This window comes from Streptomyces sp. NPDC047049, assembly GCF_040643995.1.
Lineage (GTDB): Bacteria > Actinomycetota > Actinomycetes > Streptomycetales > Streptomycetaceae > Streptomyces > Streptomyces mooreae.
Genome location: NZ_JBEYVM010000004.1, coordinates 509,359 through 530,982, shown reverse-complemented (window position 1 = coordinate 530,982; position 21,624 = coordinate 509,359). Strand labels below are relative to the sequence as shown.

Here is a 21,624-nt window from a genome sequence, read left to right as displayed (position 1 = left end):
ACACACCGTGACTGACGCACTCTCCCTCGTCGACGAGTGGGGCCCCGAGAAGATCGTCGTCGTCTCGCACCGGCGCACCGGTATGAAGGGCGTCCTGGTGATCGACAACACGGCTCGCGGCATCGGCAAGGGCGGCACCCGGATGAGCCCCGGCGTGACCGTCGACGAGGTGTCCCGGCTGGCCCGCGTCATGACATGGAAGTGGGCCGCTGTCGACCTCTTCTACGGCGGAGCCAAGGCCGGCATCGTCGCCGATCCGGCCTCCCGCGACAAGGAGGCGGTGCTGCGTGCCTTCGCCCGCGCGCTGTCCAACGAGGTGCCCCGCGAGTATGTAATGGGACTCGACATGGGCCTGACCGAGGACGACGCCGCCATCATCCAGGACGAACTGGGCGACCGCGGCGCCGCCGTCGGCACCCCCGCGCACCTCGGTGGCGTGGCCTACGACAAGCTCGGCGTCACCGGCTACGGCGTTGCCGAGGCGGCCGACGCCGCGGCAGGGCACCAGGGACTGGAGATGGCCGGTTCCCGGGTGGCCCTGCAGGGCTTCGGTGCGGTCGGCAGCGCGGCCGCCCGCCGCTTCGCCGCCCTCGGTGCCACCGTCGTGGCGGTGTCCACCGCCCACGGGGCGCTGCACGACCCCAGCGGTCTCGACGTGGACGCGCTGCTGGCAGCGCGCGAGGAGCACGGCGACCACTTCGTCACCCGCCACTCCGCCGGTAGCGTGCTCGCTCCGGGCCGTGAACTCACCGTGGACTGCGACATCCTGGTGCCCGCCGCCCTGCAGGACGTCATCGACCGCACCACCGCGCGCGACATCAAGGCGGAGCTCGTGGTGGAGGGCGCCAACCTGCCCACGTCGGCCGAGGCCCGGAGCGTCCTCGCGGAGCGCGGCATCACCGTGCTCCCCGACTTCGTGGCGAACGCCGGCGGTGTCGTCGCGGCCGCCTTCGCGATGGACGCCCGCTACTCCGGGTTCCGGCCCGACACCTCCACCATCGTCGAGACGGTCTCCTCGCGGCTGCGCGCCAACACCATGACCGTCCTCGACGAGGCCCGGCTGCAGCACATCACCCCGCACACGGCCGGCCGCCGCCTGGCCGAGGACCGGGTCCGCACCGCCATGCACAGCAAGGGGCGCATCCCCCGCGCCTGATCCGGCCGATGGAGCCCGCGCCGCCCGCCTACCGGCACGACTCCGTGCGCCTGACCACGGTGAGCGTGACCCGCCGGCCCCGCAGGTCCGTGCCCGCCGCCGGATCCTGAGCACAGACCTTCCAGCCCGCCGGCCACAGCACATGACGGCCGGCGCCACGCCCGTCCTTCAGCCGAACGGAGGTGTCGTAACGGAGCGCCGCGTAGGCGGAGACCAGCCCGCGCCCCGCCACCTGCGGCATCGTTCGGGGCCCGTCGGCATGCGCCGGAACGGCCGGAACCAGGCAACAGACGGCAAGGACCGAGGCAGTAACGATTCTCTTCACCACCGGTGAACGATCCCCACGCACAACGGTCACCGCGCACAGCGGTCACCCTGGGCAACGGTCACCGCCGGAGCTCACTCTCCCGGACCGAGAATCATCAGATGCTGCGGATGCGGGAAAGGAACGAACCCTGGCGCCCCAGCGCCCAGAACGCATCGGTCGACAGCCAGTGGTGAATCCGGTCGATGTCAAGACGTTCCGGGTCCATGGAGATCTCGTACCCGTCTTCTTTGCGCGCGATCATGGTCGCGATCCTAGTTCTGCGCGGCCGGGTGCCTTTTAGTGCCCACCGGTGTGGAGCTGAGCCTTGAGGAAGGAGGCGACGGTCTGCCAGGACGGGTGGGATGCACGAACGGTTTCAGGACTTCGTGAAAAAATATGGCGGCAATTATGACTACCTACGTGACGAAAGGCCGAAGAGGCCCCTCGAGATTGCTCCCGAGGGGCCTCTGGGGGCTTGGCGGCAATGGCTGACGATTACGCCGGAGGAAAAGGGCGCGCCTTCTCAGCGGAACCGCGGAGGGTGCAAGTTCCTGGATGCCGCCGTGTGTTCCGGCGAGTGGCCGGCGCAGGCTGAGGGGTTTGCGCGTGCCGGGAGGTGCGTGAGTCCGCTCCGCCCAGTCCTCATGACCCGACGGGTTGTTCCGCGGCGCTGTCGTCCTGGGCGGCGGCAGCGATCCGGCGCGGCAGTTTCGCGGCAATGATGATCGTCACCACGCTGAGAGCGGCGGCGACACCGAAGGCCAGCTTCATCCCGCTCAGCTCGGCGGGCGCGGCGGCGACGCCGTCGGCGAGCAGGTCGCCGGTGCGCGCGGACATCACGGTCACCACGAGTGCGGTCCCGAACGCGGCGGCGACTTGCTGCAACGTCCCGAGCATCGAGCTGCCGTGGGAGTACAGATGCGGGGGAAGCGCGCCCATGCCGAGCGTGAAGACGGGGGTGAACGTCGCCGCCAGGCTCACCATCAGCAGCGCGTGCAGTCCGAGCACCTGCCAGTACGGCATCGTCATCGAGACCTGGGTGAAACCGCAGAGGGCGAGCACCAATCCGATCGAGCCGGGGAGCACCAGCGGCCGGCTGCCGAACCGGTCGAACAGCTTTCCCACGGTCGGTCCGAGCAGTCCCATGGCCAGACCGCCCGGCATCACCAGCAAGCCGGTCTCCAGCGGACTGAGCCCGCGCACGTTCTGCAGGTACAGCGGCAGAAGGATCATCGACCCGAGCATCGCCAGGAAACCGACGGAGATGAGGGCCAGGGAAAGGCCATAGGTGCGGTGTCCGAGGGTTCGCAGGTCCATCAGGGGCGTGCCGGTGCGTTGCAGCTTGAGCTGGCGGATCACGAAAACCGCGATGGCCGCGACCCCGGCGATGACGATGCCGATGCCGAGCCCGAACCTGCTGTCCGACTCGCCGAGGAGGCTCAGGCCGTACACCAGGCCGCCGAAGCCGAGCGCCGCCACGGAGACACTGAGCCAGTCGATGGCGCTCACCTGCGGCTCGCTGATGTTGTCCACCTTGCGCAGTCCGAGCAGGGTCACCAGAGCCGCGATCGGCAGGACGACCACGAACAGCATCCGCCAGGAACCGGCCTGCAGGATCAGCCCGGACACGGCAGGTCCGAGCGCGGGCGCCACCGAGATCGCCAGGGTGACGTTGCCCATCACCCGGCCGCGGTCCTGCTCGGGCACCACGATCATCAACGTGGTCATCAGCAGGGGCATCATCACGGCCGTGCCCGCGGCCTGCACGACCCGCCCCAGCAGCAGCACCTCGAAGGAGGGCGCGACGGCCGACAGAGCGGTACCCGCGAGGAACACGCCCATCGCGATGGCGTAGGCCTGGCGGGTGGTGACCCGCTGCAGGAACCAGCCGGTGACCGGAATCACGGCGGCCATGGTCAGCATGAACGCCGTGGAGACCCACTGCGCCGACTGCTGGGTGATGTGCAACGACTCCATCAACCGCGGGATGGCATTGATCAAGATCGTCTCGTTGAGGATCACCACGAAGGTGGCCAGCACCAGCAGCCGCACCACGGTCGGTATGCGGCCCGCCTGCACGGCCGGTCGTTCTTGGATCGCAGCTGTCATGGCAGCACCTCGCTGGGGTTCCTGGGCTCAGTCGCCTCGCAGCCAGGGGCTGTCGGCACGAACGTGGGTGTGATTGTAAGAAGAGACCGGCAGGCCCGGTAAGACTCATCGGCCGGCGCGAGTGTTTCGCATCTTCGCGCCGATCTCACCCGAATTTCCGCCCACCCCGCCGGCCCCGGCCCCGCCGTGACGAGGCCACCGAGCACAAACACAGCCCCGCTCTTCGGGCTCACGGCCCGAGGCGGACGGGCGGGTGCCGCGGTTGGCCGAGGACGTGGGCGGCCTCGGTCACCCGCGGTCCCGTCGGGCCTGGTGCCGCTGTGTGGTGCCCCTGTGCGCTCGGTCCGGCCGGACCTGTCCGGAACCGGAACCTGTTCCCGAGCGCATTGCACGTGGCCCGCAACACCGTCACCTACCGCGTCAAACGCGCCGAAGAACTCCTGCCCACGGCCGCCACCGCAGACAACTCACGGGAACTGCGGGTCGCCCTGGAAATCGCCCGCACCCTGCTCGGCTGACGTCACCGCCACGACGTCGGCCGGCGGCGGCCGGGATCGGCGTGGGCGACCGCGTGGGGGGGGCGGTTGCCGTCCGGCATCAATGACCTCTACGAGGCAGGTTCCGGAAACCCGTTGGCGCCGCAGTCACCGGGACGGCCCCCTGCGGTGACCCGTTCGGAGCGCGTGACCGCGCCCGCCGGTGCGGAGAGGTGAACACTCAGGTGCCGTAAGCCTCACGGAAGGCGTGAACACCATGGCAGCACTGCCGGTTCCCGGCTCACGGCGCCGCATACGCCGTATACGTCGCATACGTCGCCCACATGCCCTCGCGGCCGGGTGCGCCCTGGCCCTGTGCGCGACCGTGGCGGCCCCCGCCACCGCGGACGGGGGCACGGCCACGGCCAGGCCCACCATCGTGCTGGTGCACGGGGCGTTCGCGGACGCTTCCAGCTGGAACGGGGTCGCCGAACGGCTCCAAGGGCGTGGGTACGCCGTCATTGCCCCCGCCAATCCGCTCCGGGGGCTGTACAACGACTCCGCCTACATCGCCTCCGTACTGGACAGCATCAAGGGTCCGCTCGTCCTCGTGGGCCACTCCTACGGCGGCGCCCTGATCAGCTCGGCCGCCGCGGGCAATCCCCGGGTGAAGTCCCTGGTGTACGTGGCGGCGCTGATGCCCGACGTGGGTGAGAGCGGGATGTCCCTGGCCGCAGGGTTCCCCAGCGAACGCGGCACCGCCACGAGGTCCGTGCCCTACCGGACCGACGGCGTCAGCGGCACCGACCTCTACCTCAAGCCCGACAGGCTCCATCAAGTATTCGCCGCCGACCTGCCGGAGCGCACAACCAGGCTCATGGCGGTGACCCAACGGCCCGTGGCCACCACCGCGTTCTCCCAGAAGGCCAAGGCGGCGGCCTGGAGACACCTGCCGTCGTGGGCCCTCGTCGCGAAGCAGGACAAGACCATCAACCCCGACCAGGAACGCTTCGAGGCGAAGCGTGCGGGTTCCCACACGGTGGAGATCGACTCCTCCCACGTGGCCATGGTCTCCCACCCCGAAGCGGTCACCGACCTCGTCCTCCAAGCCGCCACCGCGGCCGATGGCGCCCGTCCCGCGCTGCCCGCCACGGGGGCTGCCCATGACGCCCGCGCCACGACCGCACGCATCGCCGGCATCGCCGCCGCGCTGATCACGGGCACGGGAGCCCTCCTCCTGGGGCGCCGGCTGAGACGCCCCGCGCCTGACGCCGCCGCGCCGCCGCGCGGCGGGAGCGTCCCGGCAGCTCTGGAGCGTCCCCGGCTTCACCACCAAACCGGTGAGTGAGGGTACCGGTGTCGGACTGGACATTTCCTGGCGGATCGTCGTCGACAAGCACAACGGAGACCTGCGGTTCCACTCCGCCCCCGGCGACACCCGCTTCCAGTACGCCTCCCGCCGGCCCCCGGCGACCCCGCTCCCCCACAGGAACCGACCTGAATTCCCCGGACCGCCTCGCCCCCTCGGTTCCGTCCGACTCCGACTCCGCCTCCGCCCCCTGCCGGCCCGGTCCTGAAACACGCGTACGGTCCGGATACCGTCCTGCCATGACCGACGAAGACCCTGATGACATCGCCTTTCACGTCGCCGCATGCCCCTTCACCCCGCGTCTGGTGGAACAGATCGCCGGCCTGGCGGAACTGCCGTGGGGCGACTGGGCGGTCGCCGACGCTGCACTGCGGCATCTGGGCTGGTGCGAAGCAGGCGACGACTTGCCGTGGGAAGACTCGTTCGTCACCACCGAGGGGCACCTCGCCCATCTCGGGGACGGCCTTGCCGTGTCATTCGCCCACTTCTACTGGGTCGACGACGATGACTGGAGCGAAGATCTGTGGGGCTCGTTGCCCGGCTGGTCCAGCCAGGCACACGCCGAACGTGCGGTGTTCGACGCGCACATCGACGCGGCTGTCGCCGCGTTCACCCAACGGCTCGGTCCACCGGAGCAAGACCTCACGATCGAAGGCGGCACGCTGGCGATGGGAGAAGGCAACTGGCGCCACGCCGCCTGGCGCTGCGGGGACAACCTGCTCGTCATTGGCCCCCGCCATGAAGGACTCTCCTCCTTCCAGTTCGAGGAAGCCATCGTCTGTATAGGCTCGATCGAGGCTGCCGCTCCACTGCCCGCCCTCGGCGACTTCGTCTCCTGACCGCCGCCGCCGGCGGCCCGGCCCGGAGAGCCGACACCCCGCCACGATCGCCGAGGCGGGGTGTCCCCGCGGTGTCAGGAGAGCGGCCGGCAGAGCAGGGCGTCGGGGCTGCCCCGGTGTCCGAGGCGGTGGGTGTAGGCGATGCCTGCCGCGTAGGTGTCGGAGGGGCACTGGCCCTTGTAGTGGCCGTAGGCGAAGTCGCCGCCGGGGGCGCCGGGCGGTCGGTGGTCGCCGCGGTCGAACCACAGGGTTTGGTCCGTGGTGCCCAGGGAGGTGCGGGCGGTGGTGCACAGTGCGGCGGAGACGGACTCCCCGCGCAGGCTGTATCCGGTGAGGAAGTGACCCGCGGGGCACTGCAGTTTGCTGTAGCCGGGTGCCCAGTCGCCACCGGCCGGGACGTAGCGCTCGTCGCGTACGACCTCGGGGGTGCTTCTTCCGGGCGTGCGCAGGTCCTGGGCCGCGGGGGCGTCGGTGCACAGACCGCGGCCCTGGGTGTGGCTGAGGCCGATCAGCCGCTCTCCGTCGGGGCACGCCGCTTTGCGGGCGCCGCCGTCCCAGTCGCCCAGGGCTCGGGCGCTCAGTGACTGCACGAAGTCCCGGTGGTCGAGGGTGAGTTGGTGCCAGGACCGGGTCGGTGGCACAGGGCCGGTCCGCTGTGGTGCCGTCTGCAGCCGGTGCCACGCCGTGGTACGCCAGTCGTTGCCGTCCAGGATCCCGCTGCGGTGCCCGGCGCGGTCGTAACGCAGCAGGGCCCAGCTGTCCCCGGCAGGGCGGCCCTGGGCGTCGGTGCTCCAGCCGACGAGCGGCCAGTAGGCGAAATCCGTGTCGTTGTCGGCGAGGACATCCGTCAGGTTGGCGAACCAGGCACGGGCCGCGGCACCCGGCTCATCGGCGCCGATGCCGAATTCGCTGATCCACAGGGGCGCGGTGAAGTGCTGTCCGGACTCGGCGGAGACGAAGAACGCCTGATCGTGCAGTACGGCGCGCAGCTGGTCGCGGGTCAGGTCCTGATAGCGGGGGTCGCTGGTCTCCCCCACCCCGGTGGCGCCGCTGTGGTGCGGGCCGGTGTAGCCGTAGAAGTGGGCCGAGTAGACGAGCTTCCCGGAGCGGACGAGGGTGTGTGAGAGCGTACGGACCGGGGTGAGGGTGGGGCGGCCGTGCGGCAGGCCGTCCACCGGCAGTCCGGTCCAGTTGATGCCTTCGATGATGAGGAGCAGCCGGGGGTTGGCCTCGGTCTGGATCCGGTCCGCCGCTTCCTGGGCGGCGGCCTGCCAGTCGTGGTTGTCCCCCAGGCCCCAGTTGGGGTCGTCCCAGACGTCACGGCGCACTTCGTTGTAGAGGTCCGCCCCCACGACACGGCTGTTGTCCTGGTATCGGCGGGCCAGGAAGACCCAGTCGTCGGCCCATTGACGCGTGCTCTGGCGGCTGTTCCACCGCTCGTTGCCGTCGAGGCCGCAGCACCACCGGGTGGTGTTCGTGTGGTTGTTGAGGATGACGGCGAAACCGTCCGCGGTCAGGGCTGCGACCACGGCGTCGAAGACCTGCAACGGTGTTCTGCCGCGTAGCTGCGGGTTGGCGGCGACCGCGGCATCCGGCACCGGGGCGTCGGAGTGGATCATCTCGTTGGAGAACGGCAGCCGGATGCTGTTGAGGCCCAGGGCGCGGAAGTCGTGCAGCAGCGAGGCGATGCCCACGCGGTCGAGACCGAGCGGTACGCCGTGGGAGTTCTGACCGCTGTGGTGTGCGGCGGCGTCGTTGATGTCGCCCGAACCGTTCCACGAGCCCTGCGCGCCATCCCAGTTGCCCGACTTCAACCGGAACCGCTTGCCGTCGGCGTCGACGATATAGCGGCCTCTGGTGGACAGCGGTGCCGTCCATGCGGCGGCGGGGGCGCGGGCGGCCGACGCCGCGACGGATGTGCGTAGGGCCGACGTACCGGCAGCGGGGGCGTCCGGCCTGGCAACGGCAGCGGCCGCGCCCGGGGCCGGGCCGCCCGTGAGGACGAGGGCGAGGCACAGCGCCGCGGCACCGCACGCCGAGCGTAAGAGAGGCTTCACGTCATCCGCCTGCTTCGTCGGGTGTGCCCGTCGGGTCCGCCCGGCGGGCAGCCCCGCGACGGGCGCACCGCCGGCGGGGCACCGACAAGTTACCGATGAGTGGCAGGCGGGGCCATACCGCTGCGGGCGATTCCGGCCCGTACGGCTGCCCGGTCGTACGGCTAACCGGCCGCTGTCGACGGCCGGGGCACACCCGCCCGCCAGACCCCGGCACCACGACTCTGGGCTCACGGGCTCAGATGCGCCTGCGCCGACGCAGGCGCAGGTGTATGCGCAGCCGCAGGCGTCGTCCAGGACCGGAGCGCGGCGGCCACCTCCTCGATGCCGGGGGCGGTCCAGGCGCGGGCGATATAGCCGTCCGGGCGGACCAGCGCGGCGGACAGCCCCGACCACGGCAGGGCCCGGGCCACCTCGACGCGGGCCGAGCGAAGCGGCGCGAAGACGGCATCCGGAGTGAAGTCGGCGAGCAGGAGCCGGTTGACCGCCAGCCGGCGGTGCAGGGTGCCGTCCGACAGCTCGAGGTCGGGGGCGCGGCAGCCGTCCAGGGGGTGCCCCGGGACAGGAGGGGGGTAGGACAGGCCGAGGCCGGACAGCCAGGCGGTCAGGTCGTCCGCGGTGTCGCCGCCCTTGGCGATCAGCGTGCTCATCAGGTCGCGCAGCGCGGCACCCGCCGGGGTGAACGTGGTCATCAGGGCTGCCTGGGCCAGCGTGTTGTCGGCCAGTCCGGCGGCGACGGGGGCGCGCTCGCTTTCGTAGCCGGCCGCTCCACCGGTGACCATGGGTGGAGCCCAGCCGTGGATCTCGGCGGCCAGTTTCCACGCCAGATTCGCGGCGTCCTGCAGGCCGACGTTCAGCCCCTGGCCGCCTGCGGGCAGATGCACATGTGCCGCGTCACCGGCCAGAAAGACGCGGTTCGCGCGGTACTTCACGGCGTGCCGTGTCGTGTCGTTGGCCGTGGACACCCACAGCGCGTCACGCAGTCCGTGGTCGCTGCCGGTCATCCGGCGCAGGATGGCGCGCAGTTCGTCGAGGGTCAGGGAGCGCGCCTGGCGTGCGCGTACCTGGTCGGAGGTGAGTCGGGTGTCCGCGGCTTCGGTGCCGAACACGCGGTACGTACCGTCGGGGAGGCCGTACGCCCCCTCGGGGAGGGGGAGGAAGCTGAGCTGACCGTGCCGGTGGTCCCAGTAGTGCGCCGCCCCGTCCGGAGGGTCGGTCAGGGTGACGTCGGCGACGAAGCCCACCATGGAGGGCAAGGTCCCCGGGAAGCCGATGCCTGCGTGCCGTCGTACGAGGCTGTGCGCGCCGTCGGCGCCCACCAGATAACCGGCCCTGCGCACACCGCCGTTGACGGTCACCTCGACCCCGTCGGCATCCTGGGTGAACCCGGTGACGTCGTGGCCGTAGTGCACAGCTATGCCGCGCCGGCGAAGGTGAGCCGCCAGCACGCGCTCGGTGGTCGTCTGCGGGACCATCAGCACGAAGGGATAGGGCGTGTCGAGCTGCGCGTAGTCGAGCAGGTCGGGAAGTACGGCGAAGTGGGCCCTGGGTTCGGGGCGCCCCAGCGAGACCAGGACGTCGGAGAGCCGCCGGTCGTCTCCGGTGCGCAGCAGGGTGAGGATTTCCAGGGTCCGGGGGTGCATCGTGGTGGCCCTGGCTTGCTCACTCCGGCCGGTCCTGCGCTCCAGCACCTCCACGGTGACCCCGGCGGCGTCCAGCAGGGCGGCGGTCAGCAGCCCGACCGGCCCGCCGCCCGCCACGATCACCTCGACGCTCATCGGCTCCCCCGCTCGGGGCGCAGCAGCCAGATCCCCGTGGCGAGACCGGTGGTGGAGGCGATGTGCACCGCGAGTGCCTTCTCGTTGGGCGCCCAGACACCTGCCGTGGGCCCTCCGGACCACATCGCCGCCGCGAATCCGGCACCGGCGGCCGCCATCGCGCCCCACAGCGGCCGGCCACGCCGTGGCCCGGCGAGCACGCCGATCCCGATGGCCGCCAGGCCGCCCGCAGTAACCAGGGCCTCGCGGGCCATGTGGTACTGCACATGGCCCGCGCCGTCCCGCACCTCGGGCGCCCGGTAGGTGTCATCCGTGATGTGGGTGACGGTCTGCCAGACCGACGGCAGCGCGGCCGCCATACCCGCGGCGGTGACGACTTGGCCGAGCCTTTCACGCCTGGTGGGTGCCATGACTTCTCCCTTTCGCTGCGCGGTACGCCCTACGCGATACGCCGTAGGCGGCACTCGATACGCGGCAGGCGTCAGACGACACGATTAACTTAACATGAAGATAATTAACGCTCGCCTTTTCACGACGCGCTGATAGGATCCAGCGCGTGACCGAAAGCTCCCCCCGCGACCGCGTCGACGGCATGATCGACGTCATCTCCAGCGCGCACGACCTGCCGGACCTGGAATCCAAGGCGCTGGTGTACCGCCTGCGGAGGGTGGCTCACCACATGGAGATCGAGCTCAAGCGCGAACTGGCGCAACACGGGATCGAGTTGTGGGAGCTGGAGCTGCTGGCCTGTCTGCGCCGGGCACCACACCATCGCCTCAGCGCCAAAGACCTGCTGGAACAGATGCAGCTCACCACCGGAGCCGTCACCAACCGCGTCTCACGACTCGAAGCCAAAGGGTGGGTCAGCAGAGAGCTCGACCCCACCGACCGCCGAAGCGTTCTCGTCACGCTCACCGAGAGCGGCCTCGACCGCGCGCTGCAGGTTTTCGCCACCAAGACCAAGGCCGAACGCACCCTGCTCTCCGCGTTCACACCCGAGCAACAGCGCGAGCTCAACGGCACGCTGCGCACGTTGCTGATCAGCCTGGAGGGCCGTCACCCCTGAGACCGGCGCACCCCGCTGCTTCACCGGTGGCACATCGCCGCCGCACACCCGTATCGACGCCGCACTCGACCCGTCCGTCAACCTCGGCACCGCCCTCAACCTGGGGCCGACGCGCCGAGATCGGCCGGCCTTGGAGCGGTGCGCGGGCGGCCGGCCTGCCGGCGTCGCACCAAGAGGCACGCGAGGGCGCCGGCCGCGATCACGATGATGGGCAGTGCCAGGGTCGGCCGCATCGCGTGCACGACCCCCTGTTGGAACGTGTCGGTCGCCACCTGCTCAAGGTGGTGGACCAGGCCCGTCGGCGTTCCGCGCGGCGGGTGGACCACCGCGCCGCTCCGCCCGACGCCGACTTCCCGACCGCTCGCGGCAGCGTTACGGAAACCCTCCAGGAACTGGCCGCGGACACCGGCCGGGAGGCCCGCGGCCCGCTTTGCCGCTTCGTCCTGCAGCGAGGCAGCCAGGCGGTTCTGCAGTACGGCGCCGACTGCGGCACTGCCGATCACGGTGCCGATCTGCCGGATCGTGTTCAGCACCCCGGACGCCGCCCCGGCCATCGTGGGCTCCACGTGGTACATGGCGACCGTGACCATCGGGCCGAATACGCAGCCGATGCCCACCCCGGCCGTGATCAAGGCGGGCTGGAACTCCCACCACGCGCGGCCGACATCGGTGACCCGGGTGAGCCAGCCCAGGCCCGCCGCGAACAGGGTCAGGCCGGTCATCAGGACGTACTTGCCGCCGATCCGGTCCGCCGTCCGGCCCGCGACGGGTGACAGCACCGCAGACACCACCATGGCCGGCGCCATCACGAGTCCGGCCGCGAGGGCGCTGAAGCGCAGCACCGACTGCAGATAGATCATCACCGGCAGGAACAGGCCGAGCATCCCTACCTGGACGGTCGCGGACACGAAGCTCATGACCGTGTAGTTGCGGTCGCGGAAGAGCACGAAGGGCAGCAGTGGTGCGCGGTGCTGCCGGGCGCCCTGGTGCAGCAGGAACAGCACGAGCAGCAGGGCGGAAACGCCCAGCAGAGCCCAGATCCCGGCGTTCCAGTCGTACCGCTGGCCCTCGGTGAGGGCGAAGGTCAGGCAGACCAGCGTTGCCGCGGCGAGCAGGACCCCCACCACGTCCAGCTTCCGGCGGCTGCCGTGCCGGATGCCGGGCACGAGCATGACGGCCATCGCGAGGACGAGCGCGCCGATCGGAACGTTGACGAAGAAGATCCACCGCCAGCCCGACGTGCTGACCAGGAGCCCGCCGAGAGTGGGCCCGGCGATCGTGGCCACGCCCGCGACACCGCCCCAGACGCCGAGCGCGGCTCCCCGGCGCTCGGCCGGAAAGGTGCCGATGATGATCGTCATCGTCTGCGGCATCAGCGCTGCCGCACCCAGCCCCTGCACCGCCCGGGTGGCGATCAGCTGGGCCGGATCCTGCGACAGGCCGCACAGCACGGAGGCCACGGTGAACAGCGCGACACCCCCGATGAACATGGTGCGCGGCCCGCGCACATCGCCCAGCCGCCCGAATGTGATCAGCAGCGCGGCGAGAACGAGGATGTAGATATTGATCACCCATAACACCTCGTCCAGCGACGCGTGCAGGTCGCCGATCATGCTGGGGATGGCCACGTTGACGGCCGTCAGGTCCAGCAGTGTCATAAAGAATCCCAGGCTGAGCGTCAGCAGCACCGCCCAGGGATTGCCGCGCCATCTACTGCTCATGCGTATCTCGTCCTTTACTCCTGGCGTCCCCGGAAGGTTGCGCGGCGGGTCGGCGGCCGGTCGACCGGTCGGCCGTCGGCTTCGATATCCGCCGTGGGATGACCGGTGCACCGCCGGTGCCTTTCCCCGGAGTTCGCCTCGGCCGGTTCGGTCAATCCGCGCTCACGGGCAGGAGAGACAGCGGCGTGCTGCTGCCTCTCCTGCCCTGCGCCATGCCACTGCTGAGCGGCGCGAAAATCGTCACTGCCGCAGGGCCGGCCGGAGAGGGCGCGGCACCGCCGGCCGAGGCGAATCAGCCCGCCCGGGCGGGAGGCGGAGGTCAGCTCTTGGCAGGGGCCTGCAGGCTCCACAGCCGCCCGTCGGGATCCCGGACGGTCATCTCCCGGGTCCCGTAGTGCGTGTCCTCGAACGCGGTGGCGACCTCCACGGCGGGGCCGGGGCGGAACAGATCCGCATCGGGCACCTTCAGCGCCACCTGCACACCGGGCTCCCGTTCCGCGGGGATCTCGACCACGACGAAATAGGGGCCCTCCCCGTTGCGGAACACGCCGGAACCGTCGCCTGCGGAGGTCTCCAACTCGTAACCGAGTTCCTGGAAGAACCCTGCGGTCTTTCCCCAGTTGCGGGTCTCCACGAAGACCGCCTCGATACCTTCCGTTGCCATGTCATGACTCCTTTCCGGAAGAGTGCTCCCGCTGTCCATGGGTGTCGTCGAGGTAGGCGCGCAACGCGTCGGCGACCAGCGCCGACAGCGACATGCCCCGCTCGATCGCGTGATGCTTGACCTGCCTGATCAGCCCCAGCGGCAGATACACATTGAACTGTTTGACTTCCTGGTCACCCATACACAGATACTAGCTCGCTAGATTGCTAGCATGCTAGCCCACGAGCCTCCTCCTGTCTGCTCTTGCGGTTCACCCGCACGTCCCGGGTACCGTCCGCACCTCACCGAGGCCGAGCAACTACGGGCAGAACCGGGGCGGATCGGTCCACGCGTGGCCTCTTCCGCCATGGGTGCTTGCCGCAGCCCCCAGCGCGTCACCGGGGAGCCACCGGGACGCTACGGGGGCGCCACTGAGGGGGCGGACCCTACCGACGGGCAATGGGTGTGCCCAGTTCCGGGCCCGTTCAAGTTCTGGTCACGCTCGCCGCCCAGGATCCGGAATGAGACATTCCGCTTGGTGACACCGCTGTGGTCAGGCCCAACGGCCACGGCACGGAGGGCCTTATGGCCGGCAGAGAAACCCACATCCCCACCAACCGTCGTCGATTCCTCCTCAGCTCCGGTGCCGCCGTCGCCGGAGCCGGTGCCGCATGGGCACTGCCCAGCCGGCGCAGCAGCAGCGGGGCCCCGGGCACCGCACACGCACAGCCCCTCACCCGTACGTCGCCGGACCGCCCCGGTGGGCGGCGCGCGGCCCCGTTCGGGACCACCACCCTCGACACCACGGCCCGCCTCGTCGGCAGCGGCGGTTACCGCCGGATCACCTCCGGTCCCGGATGGCCCCTGGTCGTCCGGGGTGAGCTCGCCTCCGCCTCGTCCGGACGCCAGGACCGGCGGACCGCCCTGGCGTGCTTCGTCCAGTTCACCGACCTTCATGTGGCCGACGTCCAGAGCCCCTTGCGCACCGAGTACCTGCGCGTCGGATCGCCGGGATCGTGGCGGGCGCAGGAGGCGCTGTCGGTGGCCGGTGCGGTGTCGCTGGTGGAACAGGCCAACGCGGTCCGCAAGGGACCGCACACCGGCCGGCCGCCGGCCTTCGTCATGTCCACGGGCGACAACATCGACAACCACTCCATGGTGGAACTGGAGTGGTTCCTGACCCTCATGAGCGGTGGCCGCATCACGCCCAACACCGGTGACCCCACCTCGTACGAGGGGGTACAGAACTCCGGCCTCGGGCTGTACTGGCATCCGGACAGCGGCCTGCGCGACCAGGACAAGAGACGCGGCGTGCCGGCGATCCCCGGCTACCTCGAGGCCGCGATGCGCCCGGTCGTCAGCCCCGGCCTGCGCCTTCCCTGGTACTCGACGCCCGGCAACCACGACGATCTGCCGGGGGGTTGTCTGGCCCCGCAGGACCCCGTGCTGACGGAGTACATCACCGGGGCGCGCAAGCTGTTCTCCGTACCGGATGCCGATGTGGCCGCCTTCCGCAAGGTGCTGGACAGCGGCGACGACCCCAAGAGCACCGTGCTCAAGGACATCCTCCGCCGTAACGCCTCCCGTGCCCGCACCGTGACCGCCGACGAGCGCCGCCGGATGTTCACACCCCACGAGTACCTGCGGGCGCATCTGAACCCGGACTTCGCCGGAGCGGGGCCGGTCGGCCACGGCTACACCGACAACCACCTCGACGGTGACCGGATGTACTACTCCTTCACCATCGCCGAGGGTGTCATCGGCATCAGCATCGACACCACCTACCGCAGCGGCCACTACGAAGGGTCTCTGGGATCCGAGCAACTGCGATGGCTGGAACGGACGTTGACCGCGCACAGTGCCCGTCATTACGACGAGGACGGACGGCTGGTGCGCAACACGGGTGCCGATGACGCGCACATCCTGGTGTTCAGCCATCACCACAGTCCGAGCATGACCCGGCGCCCCGACGCGGCCCGCTCGGAGGAGAAGCGGCACGACGGCGAAGAGGTCATCGCCTTGCTGAGCCGGTTCCCGAACGTGGTGGCGTGGATCAACGGCCACAGCCACATCAACCACATCACGCCGCACGCCCACCCGACGGCCGCCCGCTCCTTCTGGGAGGTCAACACCGCCTCGCACGTGGACTATCCCCAGCACGCGCGGATCATCGAACTCGTGGACAACCACGACGGGACGCTGTCCCTGTTCACCACCCTCATCGAATCCGCCGCCCCGCACCACACCGGCTTCGACGACCTCTCATCGGTCGGCCTCGCCTCGCTCTACCGCGAGCTGTCCTACAACGCTCCCGGCCTCGCCGCGGGCCTGACCGACGGCGTCCACGAAAAAATGGCGGGCACCGCGGCGGACCGCAACACCGAACTCCTCGTCCGCCGGGCGTGAGAGGGAGCCACCCTTCCGCCGGGCACGGGCAGCGGGTCCGCCGCGCAGGTCACGTCATGGTCCGGAGCGGTTTTGCCGAGGAGATAGGCGTTCACGATGCCGTCCACGCACGCATTGCCGTTCTGGTACTGGCCGTGGTCGCCGCCGCCCGTCACCGTGACCAGCCGCGAACCGCGCAGCGCACGGTGTGCCGCACGTGCGCCCTCGTAGTAAGTGGCAGGGTCATGAACCGAGTTGAGCATCAGCGTGGTGGGCAGGCCCCGGCCGGTGACGCGGACGTGCGGCGCGTCGGAGACCGGCCAGGCCGCGCAGGTCGCCGCGTAGGCCAGCTCGCGCGCCCCGACGAGCGGATAGGCCGCGGCGTCCTTCGCGCTGCGGTCGAGCCAGTAGTCGAGGTCGCCGTGCCACGGGGTGTCGTTGCAGGTCACCGAGGCGTACACGGCGGCGAATCCCGGTGACAGGTAGCTCGCGAAGAGCTGGGCGACCCGGGTGCGTCCGGCCGGTGGGGTGGACGGCCAGTGGTCGAGGGCCCTGAGTGCGGCCGCCAGCTGCGGGAACTGCCGCGCGTTGTACATGCTCAAGATCGTGGCGTTGTCGAGCTGATTGGGTCCTATCGTCAGCGTGCCGACGGTGAGCGGGTGCTCGTGCAGGGCGTGCCGGCGTGCCTCCCACCTCGCCTTGGCCGCGGCCGCCGTGCGTCCGTAGTGGTAGGTCGTGTCGTAGCGTGCGATCCAGGGCAGGAAGTCCTGCTCGAAGCGCCGCTGGAAGCTTTTCGGCAGACCGCCTTGGGCGTGCTGCCATGTGCCGCTGAAGTCCTCGTTGCTGTCCAGTACCGCGCGCTCGATACGCTCCGGGAATTTTGTCGCGTAGTAGGCACCGAGCCAGGTGGCGTACGAGGGGCCGTAATAGGAGATCTTGCGCACGCCCAGCAGTGCGCGGAACAAGTCCATGTCGCGCACGGCCTGGTCGGTGGTCAGCCGGCGGACCAGATCGCCGCTGTGCCGCAGGCAGCCGGCGACGAGCTGCCGCGAGCGGGCCAGGACACCGCGGAGGGCCGCGGGTGAGCGATCGCGGAAGTCATGGGCGTAGAAGGTCCGGAACTCGGCGTCGGTCTGGCATTGCGCGGGCGTGCTGCTGCCGACGCCGCGCTGGTCAAAGCCGACCACGTCGTACGCGGCCCCGACGGAGGGCGAGCGCGCGACGAAGTCAGCGGGCCGGGTGAGTCCCGAAGCCCCTGGCCCGCCCGCCGCCATCATCAGCACCCCGCGCCGGCGGGCGGGGCCGGCCGCACGGTGCCGGGACACCTCGATGGTGAGGTCGGCCCCGGTTCCCGGATGGTGCCAGTCGCGCGGCACGGTCATGCGCGCGCACTCCAGTGAGGGTTTCGCCGCGCATGGCTGCCAGTGCAGCCGCTGGTGGGCGTAGCGCGCCGGTACCGGCGCGGTGGTCCGGTCCGCCGCCCGGTCGGGCGGCGCGGTGGGCGGTACCGCCGAGACCAGCACGGCGGCCACCGCTCCGGACAGGGCGGCCACCGGCCACCACGGTTTTCTCCACGCGGACATCGAATCCTCCCGTCGGCGCGCACGGTGCGCTGCCATGAAAGGGATCCTCGGGGGTCAGTGGCCCGGCTTCGATCACACTGGTGCCCGTTTCCGGGGTGGCACCAGGACCACCCCCGAGGGGCCGGTGTGCTGGAGCGTCCGGGGGACCGCGGGGTCCCCGGGCCGACGCCTGCGGCCCCGTGAGGGCGGCGAGCAGTACCTTCAGGGGGACATAGCGGTAGATATACGACAGATCAACACCATCGGTGGAGTCTGCATGTCCCCCTCCGTCACCCCTCGGATCTCCCGCGGGCGCCGCGCCAGACTCCTGGGCGTTCTGCTGGCCGTCGGTGTCGTCCTCACCGGACTCGTCCAGGTCGCGCCCTCCCCCACGCCCCAGACGCTCGATCCGCGGATCACTTCGCTCATGCGGAAGCCGGATTACCGGTATGCCCGGTGGGGGCTGCTCCAGCGGAACCCGGAGACCGGCAGAGTGACGCAGTCCCGCAACGCCGACCAGTTCTTCATCCCCGGGTCAACGGCCAAACTGTTCAGCGTCAGCGGCACCTGGCACACCCTTGGCGGCGACCACCGCTTCATCACGCCGATCCACGCCGTCGGGCAGCGCCGCCACACCACGCTCAAGGGCAACCTGGACCTGGTCGCGCAGGGCGACCTCACCCTCGGTGGCCGGACGCGCAAGAACGGCACCGTCGCCTTCACCACCGTCGACCACACCTACGCCAACGCTGTCCCGGGGGCCACCCTCACCCCGCAGAATCCGCTGGCCGGCATCGACCAGCTGGCCCGGCAGGTACGCCACTCGGGGATCCGGCGGGTCGACGGCGACGTGGTCATCGACGCGCGCCTGTTCCGGCCGGATCCGGTCCTCGCCCCGACCCCCACACCACTGATCATCAACGACAACGTCATCGATCTGCTGACCTCCCCCGGCGCCAAGGCGGGCGCCCCGGCCGGCCTGGACTGGCGCCCGAAGGTCGCGCCGTACCACGTCACGTCCTCCGTCCGCACCGTCGCGGCAGGCAAACCGGCCGACATCAGCGTGAGCAGTTCCGCCGACGGCACCCGGATCCGCCTGTCCGGCACCATCGCCGCGGGTTCGGCTCCCGTCCTGCGGGTGTCCGCCGTCAAGGACCCGAACGCCTTCGGCCGGACCGCGCTGATCGAGGCACTGAAACGGGCCGGGGTCGAGGTCCGCGCAAAGGCGATCGGCCCCAACCCGGTCCGGCAGTTGCCGAAGTCCTACCGGGGCGTGCCCACGGTGGCCCGGTACACCTCCCCTCTCTACGCCGAGTACGCCAAGCTCATTCTCAAGGTGAGCCACAACCTCGGGGCGAACCTGGGGATCTGCCTGATGGCCACCAGTACGGGAAGCACCAACTGCGAGGACGGCTTCCCCGTGCTGGCCGGCTTCCTGGACCACGCACGGGTGGAACGCAAGGCCGTGCAGCTCGCCGACGGCCGCGGCGGCAACCCGGCCGACCGGGCCACACCACGCGCCCTGGCCCAGATCCTGACGTACTGGCAGCACACCTCCGAGGCGCAGCGCTTCCGCATCTCGCTGCCGGTCCTGGGCGTCGACGGGACCCTGGCGGATTCCTGCCGCAACTGCCCGTCACGCGGCAAGATCTTCGCCAAGACCGGCACCGCGGCCGGCGGCGACGCCCTCAATGACCGGCTGGCCGTGGGCGCGGAGACCACGGCCGGCTATCTGGAGACGCGCCGGGGCCACTTCGATGTGTTCTTCGCCGGAGTGAACGGCGCCTCGACCCCCGGCGCCGCCATCAACGGCGTCCTGGCCATCGGCAACGATGTGGCCGATGTCGCCGCCTACCTCCAGCGACAGGCCGCCGGCCACCACTGAACGACGGGACCGCACACCGACGGAGCGCGGTGCTGTACGCCTCCCGGGGGGGGCGGACCAGGATCCGCTCGCGCGGGGAACATGAATGGCGCCAGCCTGCCAGCCGACCGATCGACCAACCGACCCGCCGACCGGCCGACCGGCCGACCGGCCGACCGGGATCAGAAGACCAGCCTGGCCCTGGTGTCGATCAGCTGCGGTTCCCGGCCCTCCGCCACACAGCACAGCGCTTCTCGCACCGCGAGGGCTCCGAGGCGGAGGAACACCAGCTCGCAGGTGTCGACATAGTGCCAGGACATGGCGCGCACGACGACCCGGGCGTGCACCGGGGCTCCTCGGCGGGCTTCGGGATCCTCGGTGTCCGTGCCGGACAGTTCCCGCAGCACGCCCCGGCCGAGGAAGTCTTCGAACTCCGGCGCCGGTTCGGGCACGACGGCGCAGGCGAACTCGAGCGACGAGGCGCCCCCTGCGGGCACGGGTTCGAAGTCGAGCTCGATCCGCCCGTACGTCGGCGCACAGCCGCCGAGCGTCTGCCGGGAGTGCACCTTCACTCCCCGTACGGGACGGGCAAGTCCGAGGGCCCCGACGGCCGGTGTGGAGGTCATGGCAGGCACAGTAGGGGCGGGGAGGTCCACGGGAGAAGGGCATCCGCTGGGGTGGACGCCCTCTCCCGGCAGCAGCCTGCCCTGTCCGAAGGGTTTGTCGCTACGGTGCTGGTCCTCGGCAACGAGTCATGGAGCTTGTCCGGGCCGTCGCCGTTGGCTGGCACGACGCCGATGGTGGTGCCTGCAGCCGCCGGCTCAACTGCCGCTGCCGGCCCCGCGCGGCGCCGATCTCACGGCTTGACCTCAACTTCGGTTGAGGTCGGATGATCGGTCCCGACCCTGGGAGGCGCGACACATGGTTTCTCGATCATTGCCCGACATCCCCCGGCCCGATGCCGGCACAATCCTGGTCAGTGAATGGATCGTGGACACACCGGAGCGGCAACATGCCGCGGCGGAAGCGCTGCTCGGTGAGTGGCGCGAGTTGTGCACGAGGTTTCAGCCCGAGGCATTTCACCAGCTCAGCTGTTACGGGAGCTTGGACGGACGACTGCTTCTGAGTCTTGCGCGCTGGGCGAGCGACGAGGCCCATCTCCACTTCATGCGTGAGCACCGAGCAGCCATGGTGGGCCGCATTGACCAAGAGGTGCCGGGAATTCAACGACCGGGACTGATGCGCTACCGGTTGCTGCACAGCATTCCTCCCGATGCTGCTCTGAAGTCTGCGGATGTCCTCGTCGTGCTGCGTGCCGAGGCCCGCGCGGCGGAACTGGTCAGGAGTTGGGCGGACCGGACAGGGGTCAAGCTACGTGAAGCGACCGCGGCCGCGTCGGGGCCCGCGCACGTCCTGGTGAGCGCGGATGGCCTGCATGCTCTTCTCACTGTGCGGAAGGCACCCGATGACAGCTGGGACCACGGCGGGCCGGCTACCGGAGGGGGCGTTCATGTGCACGATCCGCAGCGCTATCGCCTGCTCGGAAGCGTCCATGGGCCGCGTCACCGTGTCGTCGACCGGGCCTGACCCGGCCCCGGCCCCTGTGAGGTCGGGTGAGGTTCGGGGCGTAGCAGCTCGTCGCCGATGGGCCACCGCCGCCCGCGAGGCCGGGCCGCAGTGAAGCGTCCGGCTCTGCGGGCGGCCCCCTACGCGTCGTCTGCGAAGCGCAGGACGAAGCGTCGTTGCCATGGGGTTTCCACGGCGCGCGGGTGGTAGTGCTCACGGACGTAGGCAACGGCCCGGTCCGGCGGCACCCCGTCGAGAACGGCCATACACGCCAGTGCTGTTCCCGTTCGGCCGCGGCCGCCGCCGCAGGCCACCTCGACGCGTTCATCCGCTGCCCGGGTCAGCGCCTCCTTGAACAGCAGACGAGCCTGGCGGGGATCCTTGGGAAGCCGGAAATCGGGCCAGCGCACCCACCGGGCGTCCCACTCGGTCCGTGGGGGCTGTTTGCCGAGGAGGTAGAGGGCGAAGGTGGGCACGGGTGCGGATGTGGGGCCTGAGGGGAGGGGGTGGCGCAGGCCCCGGCCGCGGACCAGGGCGCCCGAGGGGAAGCGTAGGACTCCTGGGTCTGATGCGCTCCAGTGCTCGGTCATACGCGCACTTTATCGATCGATCGGCCACCGTGCGGGTCGTTGGGACGCCAAATCATCCTGTGGGAGGCCGGGTTGGCATGGTCCGTGCCATGGGCCGTGCGGGGCCGGCGTTGCCTGCGGCCTGGTGTCGGCAGCATGA

Annotated in this window: 19 protein-coding genes and 2 pseudogenes; 9 read left to right on the top strand and 12 right to left on the bottom strand. The window is 70.4% G+C overall.

The features are described from left to right. Positions 1–7 precede the first annotated feature (7 nt). Entirely contained in the window at positions 8–1,156 is a 1,149-nt protein-coding gene (locus ABZ851_RS13845; protein ID WP_361125912.1) for a Glu/Leu/Phe/Val dehydrogenase dimerization domain-containing protein, read from the top strand. A gap of 28 nt (positions 1,157–1,184) precedes the next feature. On the opposite strand, the gene ABZ851_RS13840 is transcribed toward ABZ851_RS13845, so the two are convergent. From ABZ851_RS13840 to ABZ851_RS13830, 3 genes and pseudogenes are all read right to left on the bottom strand, one after another. Further along, positions 1,185–1,388 carry a PASTA domain-containing protein gene (locus ABZ851_RS13840; RefSeq protein ID WP_361125909.1) on the bottom strand — a complete coding sequence of 68 codons (204 nt, stop codon included), beginning with the start codon at positions 1,386–1,388 and terminating at the stop codon, positions 1,185–1,187. A gap of 226 nt (positions 1,389–1,614) precedes the next feature. Further along, positions 1,615–1,725, bottom strand: a pseudogene (locus ABZ851_RS13835) (GNAT family N-acetyltransferase); the annotation flags it as partial. Between the two features lie 380 nt (positions 1,726–2,105). Further along, the gene (locus tag ABZ851_RS13830; RefSeq protein WP_361125907.1) at positions 2,106–3,572 is read right to left on the bottom strand and encodes an MDR family MFS transporter; all 1,467 of its coding nucleotides are present in this window, start codon (positions 3,570–3,572) and stop codon (positions 2,106–2,108) included. A gap of 392 nt (positions 3,573–3,964) precedes the next feature. Between ABZ851_RS13830 and ABZ851_RS13825 the strand changes: the two genes are divergently transcribed. From ABZ851_RS13825 to ABZ851_RS13810, 4 genes and pseudogenes are all read left to right on the top strand, one after another. Then, on the top strand, positions 3,965–4,090 hold the full coding sequence (locus tag ABZ851_RS13825; RefSeq protein WP_361125904.1) for a hypothetical protein: 126 nt from the start codon (positions 3,965–3,967) through the stop codon (positions 4,088–4,090). A gap of 235 nt (positions 4,091–4,325) precedes the next feature. Continuing rightward, positions 4,326–5,396, top strand: a complete 1,071-nt coding sequence (locus tag ABZ851_RS13820; protein ID WP_361125902.1) for an alpha/beta hydrolase — start codon at positions 4,326–4,328, stop codon at positions 5,394–5,396. Further along, a pseudogene (locus ABZ851_RS13815) lies at positions 5,368–5,625 on the top strand (hypothetical protein); the annotation flags it as partial. The gene ABZ851_RS13820 and the pseudogene ABZ851_RS13815, both read left to right, overlap by 29 nt. 31 nt (positions 5,626–5,656) lie before the next feature. After that, positions 5,657–6,256: a hypothetical protein gene (locus tag ABZ851_RS13810; RefSeq protein WP_361125899.1), complete on the top strand. Its 600-nt coding sequence runs from the start codon at positions 5,657–5,659 to the stop codon at positions 6,254–6,256. Between the two features lie 74 nt (positions 6,257–6,330). On the opposite strand, the gene ABZ851_RS13805 is transcribed toward ABZ851_RS13810, so the two are convergent. The 3 genes from ABZ851_RS13805 to ABZ851_RS13795 all read right to left on the bottom strand — a co-directional run bounded on the left by ABZ851_RS13805 (position 6,331) and on the right by ABZ851_RS13795 (position 10,498). Continuing rightward, positions 6,331–8,313 carry a cellulase family glycosylhydrolase gene (locus tag ABZ851_RS13805; protein WP_361125896.1) on the bottom strand — a complete coding sequence of 661 codons (1,983 nt, stop codon included), beginning with the start codon at positions 8,311–8,313 and terminating at the stop codon, positions 6,331–6,333. A gap of 227 nt (positions 8,314–8,540) precedes the next feature. Next, positions 8,541–10,088, bottom strand: coding sequence for an FAD-dependent monooxygenase (locus ABZ851_RS13800; RefSeq protein WP_361125893.1), 1,548 nt, complete (start codon positions 10,086–10,088; stop codon positions 8,541–8,543). After that, positions 10,085–10,498: a hypothetical protein gene (locus ABZ851_RS13795; RefSeq protein ID WP_361125890.1), complete on the bottom strand. Its 414-nt coding sequence runs from the start codon at positions 10,496–10,498 to the stop codon at positions 10,085–10,087. Before ABZ851_RS13795 ends, ABZ851_RS13800 begins: the two co-directional genes overlap by 4 nt. Positions 10,499–10,644: 146 nt before the next feature. Here ABZ851_RS13795 and ABZ851_RS13790 point away from each other — a divergent pair, with 146 nt between their 5' ends. After that, positions 10,645–11,154 (top strand): MarR family transcriptional regulator, encoded by a 510-nt coding sequence (locus tag ABZ851_RS13790; RefSeq protein WP_361125887.1) that lies wholly within the window; start codon positions 10,645–10,647, stop codon positions 11,152–11,154. Positions 11,155–11,249: 95 nt separating this feature from the next. On the opposite strand, the gene ABZ851_RS13785 is transcribed toward ABZ851_RS13790, so the two are convergent. From ABZ851_RS13785 to ABZ851_RS13775, 3 genes are all read right to left on the bottom strand, one after another. Then, positions 11,250–12,875 (bottom strand): DHA2 family efflux MFS transporter permease subunit, encoded by a 1,626-nt coding sequence (locus tag ABZ851_RS13785; protein ID WP_361125884.1) that lies wholly within the window; start codon positions 12,873–12,875, stop codon positions 11,250–11,252. A gap of 319 nt (positions 12,876–13,194) precedes the next feature. Further along, the gene (locus ABZ851_RS13780) at positions 13,195–13,539 is read right to left on the bottom strand and encodes a VOC family protein (protein WP_361125881.1); all 345 of its coding nucleotides are present in this window, start codon (positions 13,537–13,539) and stop codon (positions 13,195–13,197) included. A 1-nt stretch (position 13,540) separates the two neighbouring features. Next, entirely contained in the window at positions 13,541–13,720 is a 180-nt protein-coding gene (locus tag ABZ851_RS13775; protein WP_361125878.1) for a CopG family transcriptional regulator, read from the bottom strand. Positions 13,721–14,103: 383 nt separating this feature from the next. On the opposite strand from ABZ851_RS13775, the gene ABZ851_RS13770 reads away from it, so the two are divergent. After that, complete coding sequence (locus ABZ851_RS13770) at positions 14,104–15,924, top strand: TIGR03767 family metallophosphoesterase (RefSeq protein WP_361125875.1); 1,821 nt, start codon at positions 14,104–14,106, stop codon at positions 15,922–15,924. On the opposite strand, the gene ABZ851_RS13765 is transcribed toward ABZ851_RS13770, so the two are convergent. Then, positions 15,819–17,522 (bottom strand): alpha/beta hydrolase, encoded by a 1,704-nt coding sequence (locus ABZ851_RS13765; protein WP_361125872.1) that lies wholly within the window; start codon positions 17,520–17,522, stop codon positions 15,819–15,821. The genes ABZ851_RS13770 and ABZ851_RS13765 overlap by 106 nt on opposite strands. 220 nt (positions 17,523–17,742) lie before the next feature. Between ABZ851_RS13765 and dacB the strand changes: the two genes are divergently transcribed. Then, complete coding sequence (gene dacB, locus ABZ851_RS13760; RefSeq protein ID WP_361125869.1) at positions 17,743–19,350, top strand: D-alanyl-D-alanine carboxypeptidase/D-alanyl-D-alanine-endopeptidase; 1,608 nt, start codon at positions 17,743–17,745, stop codon at positions 19,348–19,350. A 161-nt stretch (positions 19,351–19,511) separates the two neighbouring features. Here the strand turns inward: dacB and ABZ851_RS13755 are convergent, their stop codons facing one another. Next, positions 19,512–19,955, bottom strand: a complete 444-nt coding sequence (locus ABZ851_RS13755; RefSeq protein WP_361125866.1) for a hypothetical protein — start codon at positions 19,953–19,955, stop codon at positions 19,512–19,514. A gap of 295 nt (positions 19,956–20,250) precedes the next feature. Between ABZ851_RS13755 and ABZ851_RS13750 the strand changes: the two genes are divergently transcribed. Continuing rightward, on the top strand, positions 20,251–20,916 hold the full coding sequence (locus tag ABZ851_RS13750) for an antibiotic biosynthesis monooxygenase (RefSeq protein ID WP_361125863.1): 666 nt from the start codon (positions 20,251–20,253) through the stop codon (positions 20,914–20,916). Positions 20,917–21,035: 119 nt separating this feature from the next. Here the strand turns inward: ABZ851_RS13750 and ABZ851_RS13745 are convergent, their stop codons facing one another. Next, positions 21,036–21,485 (bottom strand): protein-tyrosine phosphatase family protein, encoded by a 450-nt coding sequence (locus tag ABZ851_RS13745; RefSeq protein WP_361125860.1) that lies wholly within the window; start codon positions 21,483–21,485, stop codon positions 21,036–21,038. Positions 21,486–21,624: the final 139 nt, after the last annotated feature.

Excerpts from the sequence above, each read along its gene's own strand:
- ABZ851_RS13830 (WP_361125907.1), bottom strand. The coding sequence starts at position 3,572 with ATGACAGCTGCGATCCAAGAACGACCGGCCGTGCAGGCGGGCCGCATA.
- ABZ851_RS13820 (WP_361125902.1), top strand. The coding sequence starts at position 4,326 with ATGGCAGCACTGCCGGTTCCCGGCTCACGGCGCCGCATACGCCGTATA.
- ABZ851_RS13810 (WP_361125899.1), top strand. The coding sequence starts at position 5,657 with ATGACCGACGAAGACCCTGATGACATCGCCTTTCACGTCGCCGCATGC.
- ABZ851_RS13800 (WP_361125893.1), bottom strand. The coding sequence starts at position 10,088 with ATGAGCGTCGAGGTGATCGTGGCGGGCGGCGGGCCGGTCGGGCTGCTG.
- ABZ851_RS13795 (WP_361125890.1), bottom strand. The coding sequence starts at position 10,498 with ATGGCACCCACCAGGCGTGAAAGGCTCGGCCAAGTCGTCACCGCCGCG.
- ABZ851_RS13785 (WP_361125884.1), bottom strand. The coding sequence starts at position 12,875 with ATGAGCAGTAGATGGCGCGGCAATCCCTGGGCGGTGCTGCTGACGCTC.
- ABZ851_RS13780 (WP_361125881.1), bottom strand. The coding sequence starts at position 13,539 with ATGGCAACGGAAGGTATCGAGGCGGTCTTCGTGGAGACCCGCAACTGG.
- ABZ851_RS13775 (WP_361125878.1), bottom strand. The coding sequence starts at position 13,720 with ATGGGTGACCAGGAAGTCAAACAGTTCAATGTGTATCTGCCGCTGGGG.
- ABZ851_RS13770 (WP_361125875.1), top strand. The coding sequence starts at position 14,104 with ATGGCCGGCAGAGAAACCCACATCCCCACCAACCGTCGTCGATTCCTC.
- ABZ851_RS13765 (WP_361125872.1), bottom strand. The coding sequence starts at position 17,522 with ATGGCAGCGCACCGTGCGCGCCGACGGGAGGATTCGATGTCCGCGTGG.
- dacB (WP_361125869.1), top strand. The coding sequence starts at position 17,743 with ATGTCCCCCTCCGTCACCCCTCGGATCTCCCGCGGGCGCCGCGCCAGA.
- ABZ851_RS13755 (WP_361125866.1), bottom strand. The coding sequence starts at position 19,955 with ATGACCTCCACACCGGCCGTCGGGGCCCTCGGACTTGCCCGTCCCGTA.
- ABZ851_RS13750 (WP_361125863.1), top strand. The coding sequence starts at position 20,251 with ATGGTTTCTCGATCATTGCCCGACATCCCCCGGCCCGATGCCGGCACA.
- ABZ851_RS13745 (WP_361125860.1), bottom strand. The coding sequence starts at position 21,485 with ATGACCGAGCACTGGAGCGCATCAGACCCAGGAGTCCTACGCTTCCCC.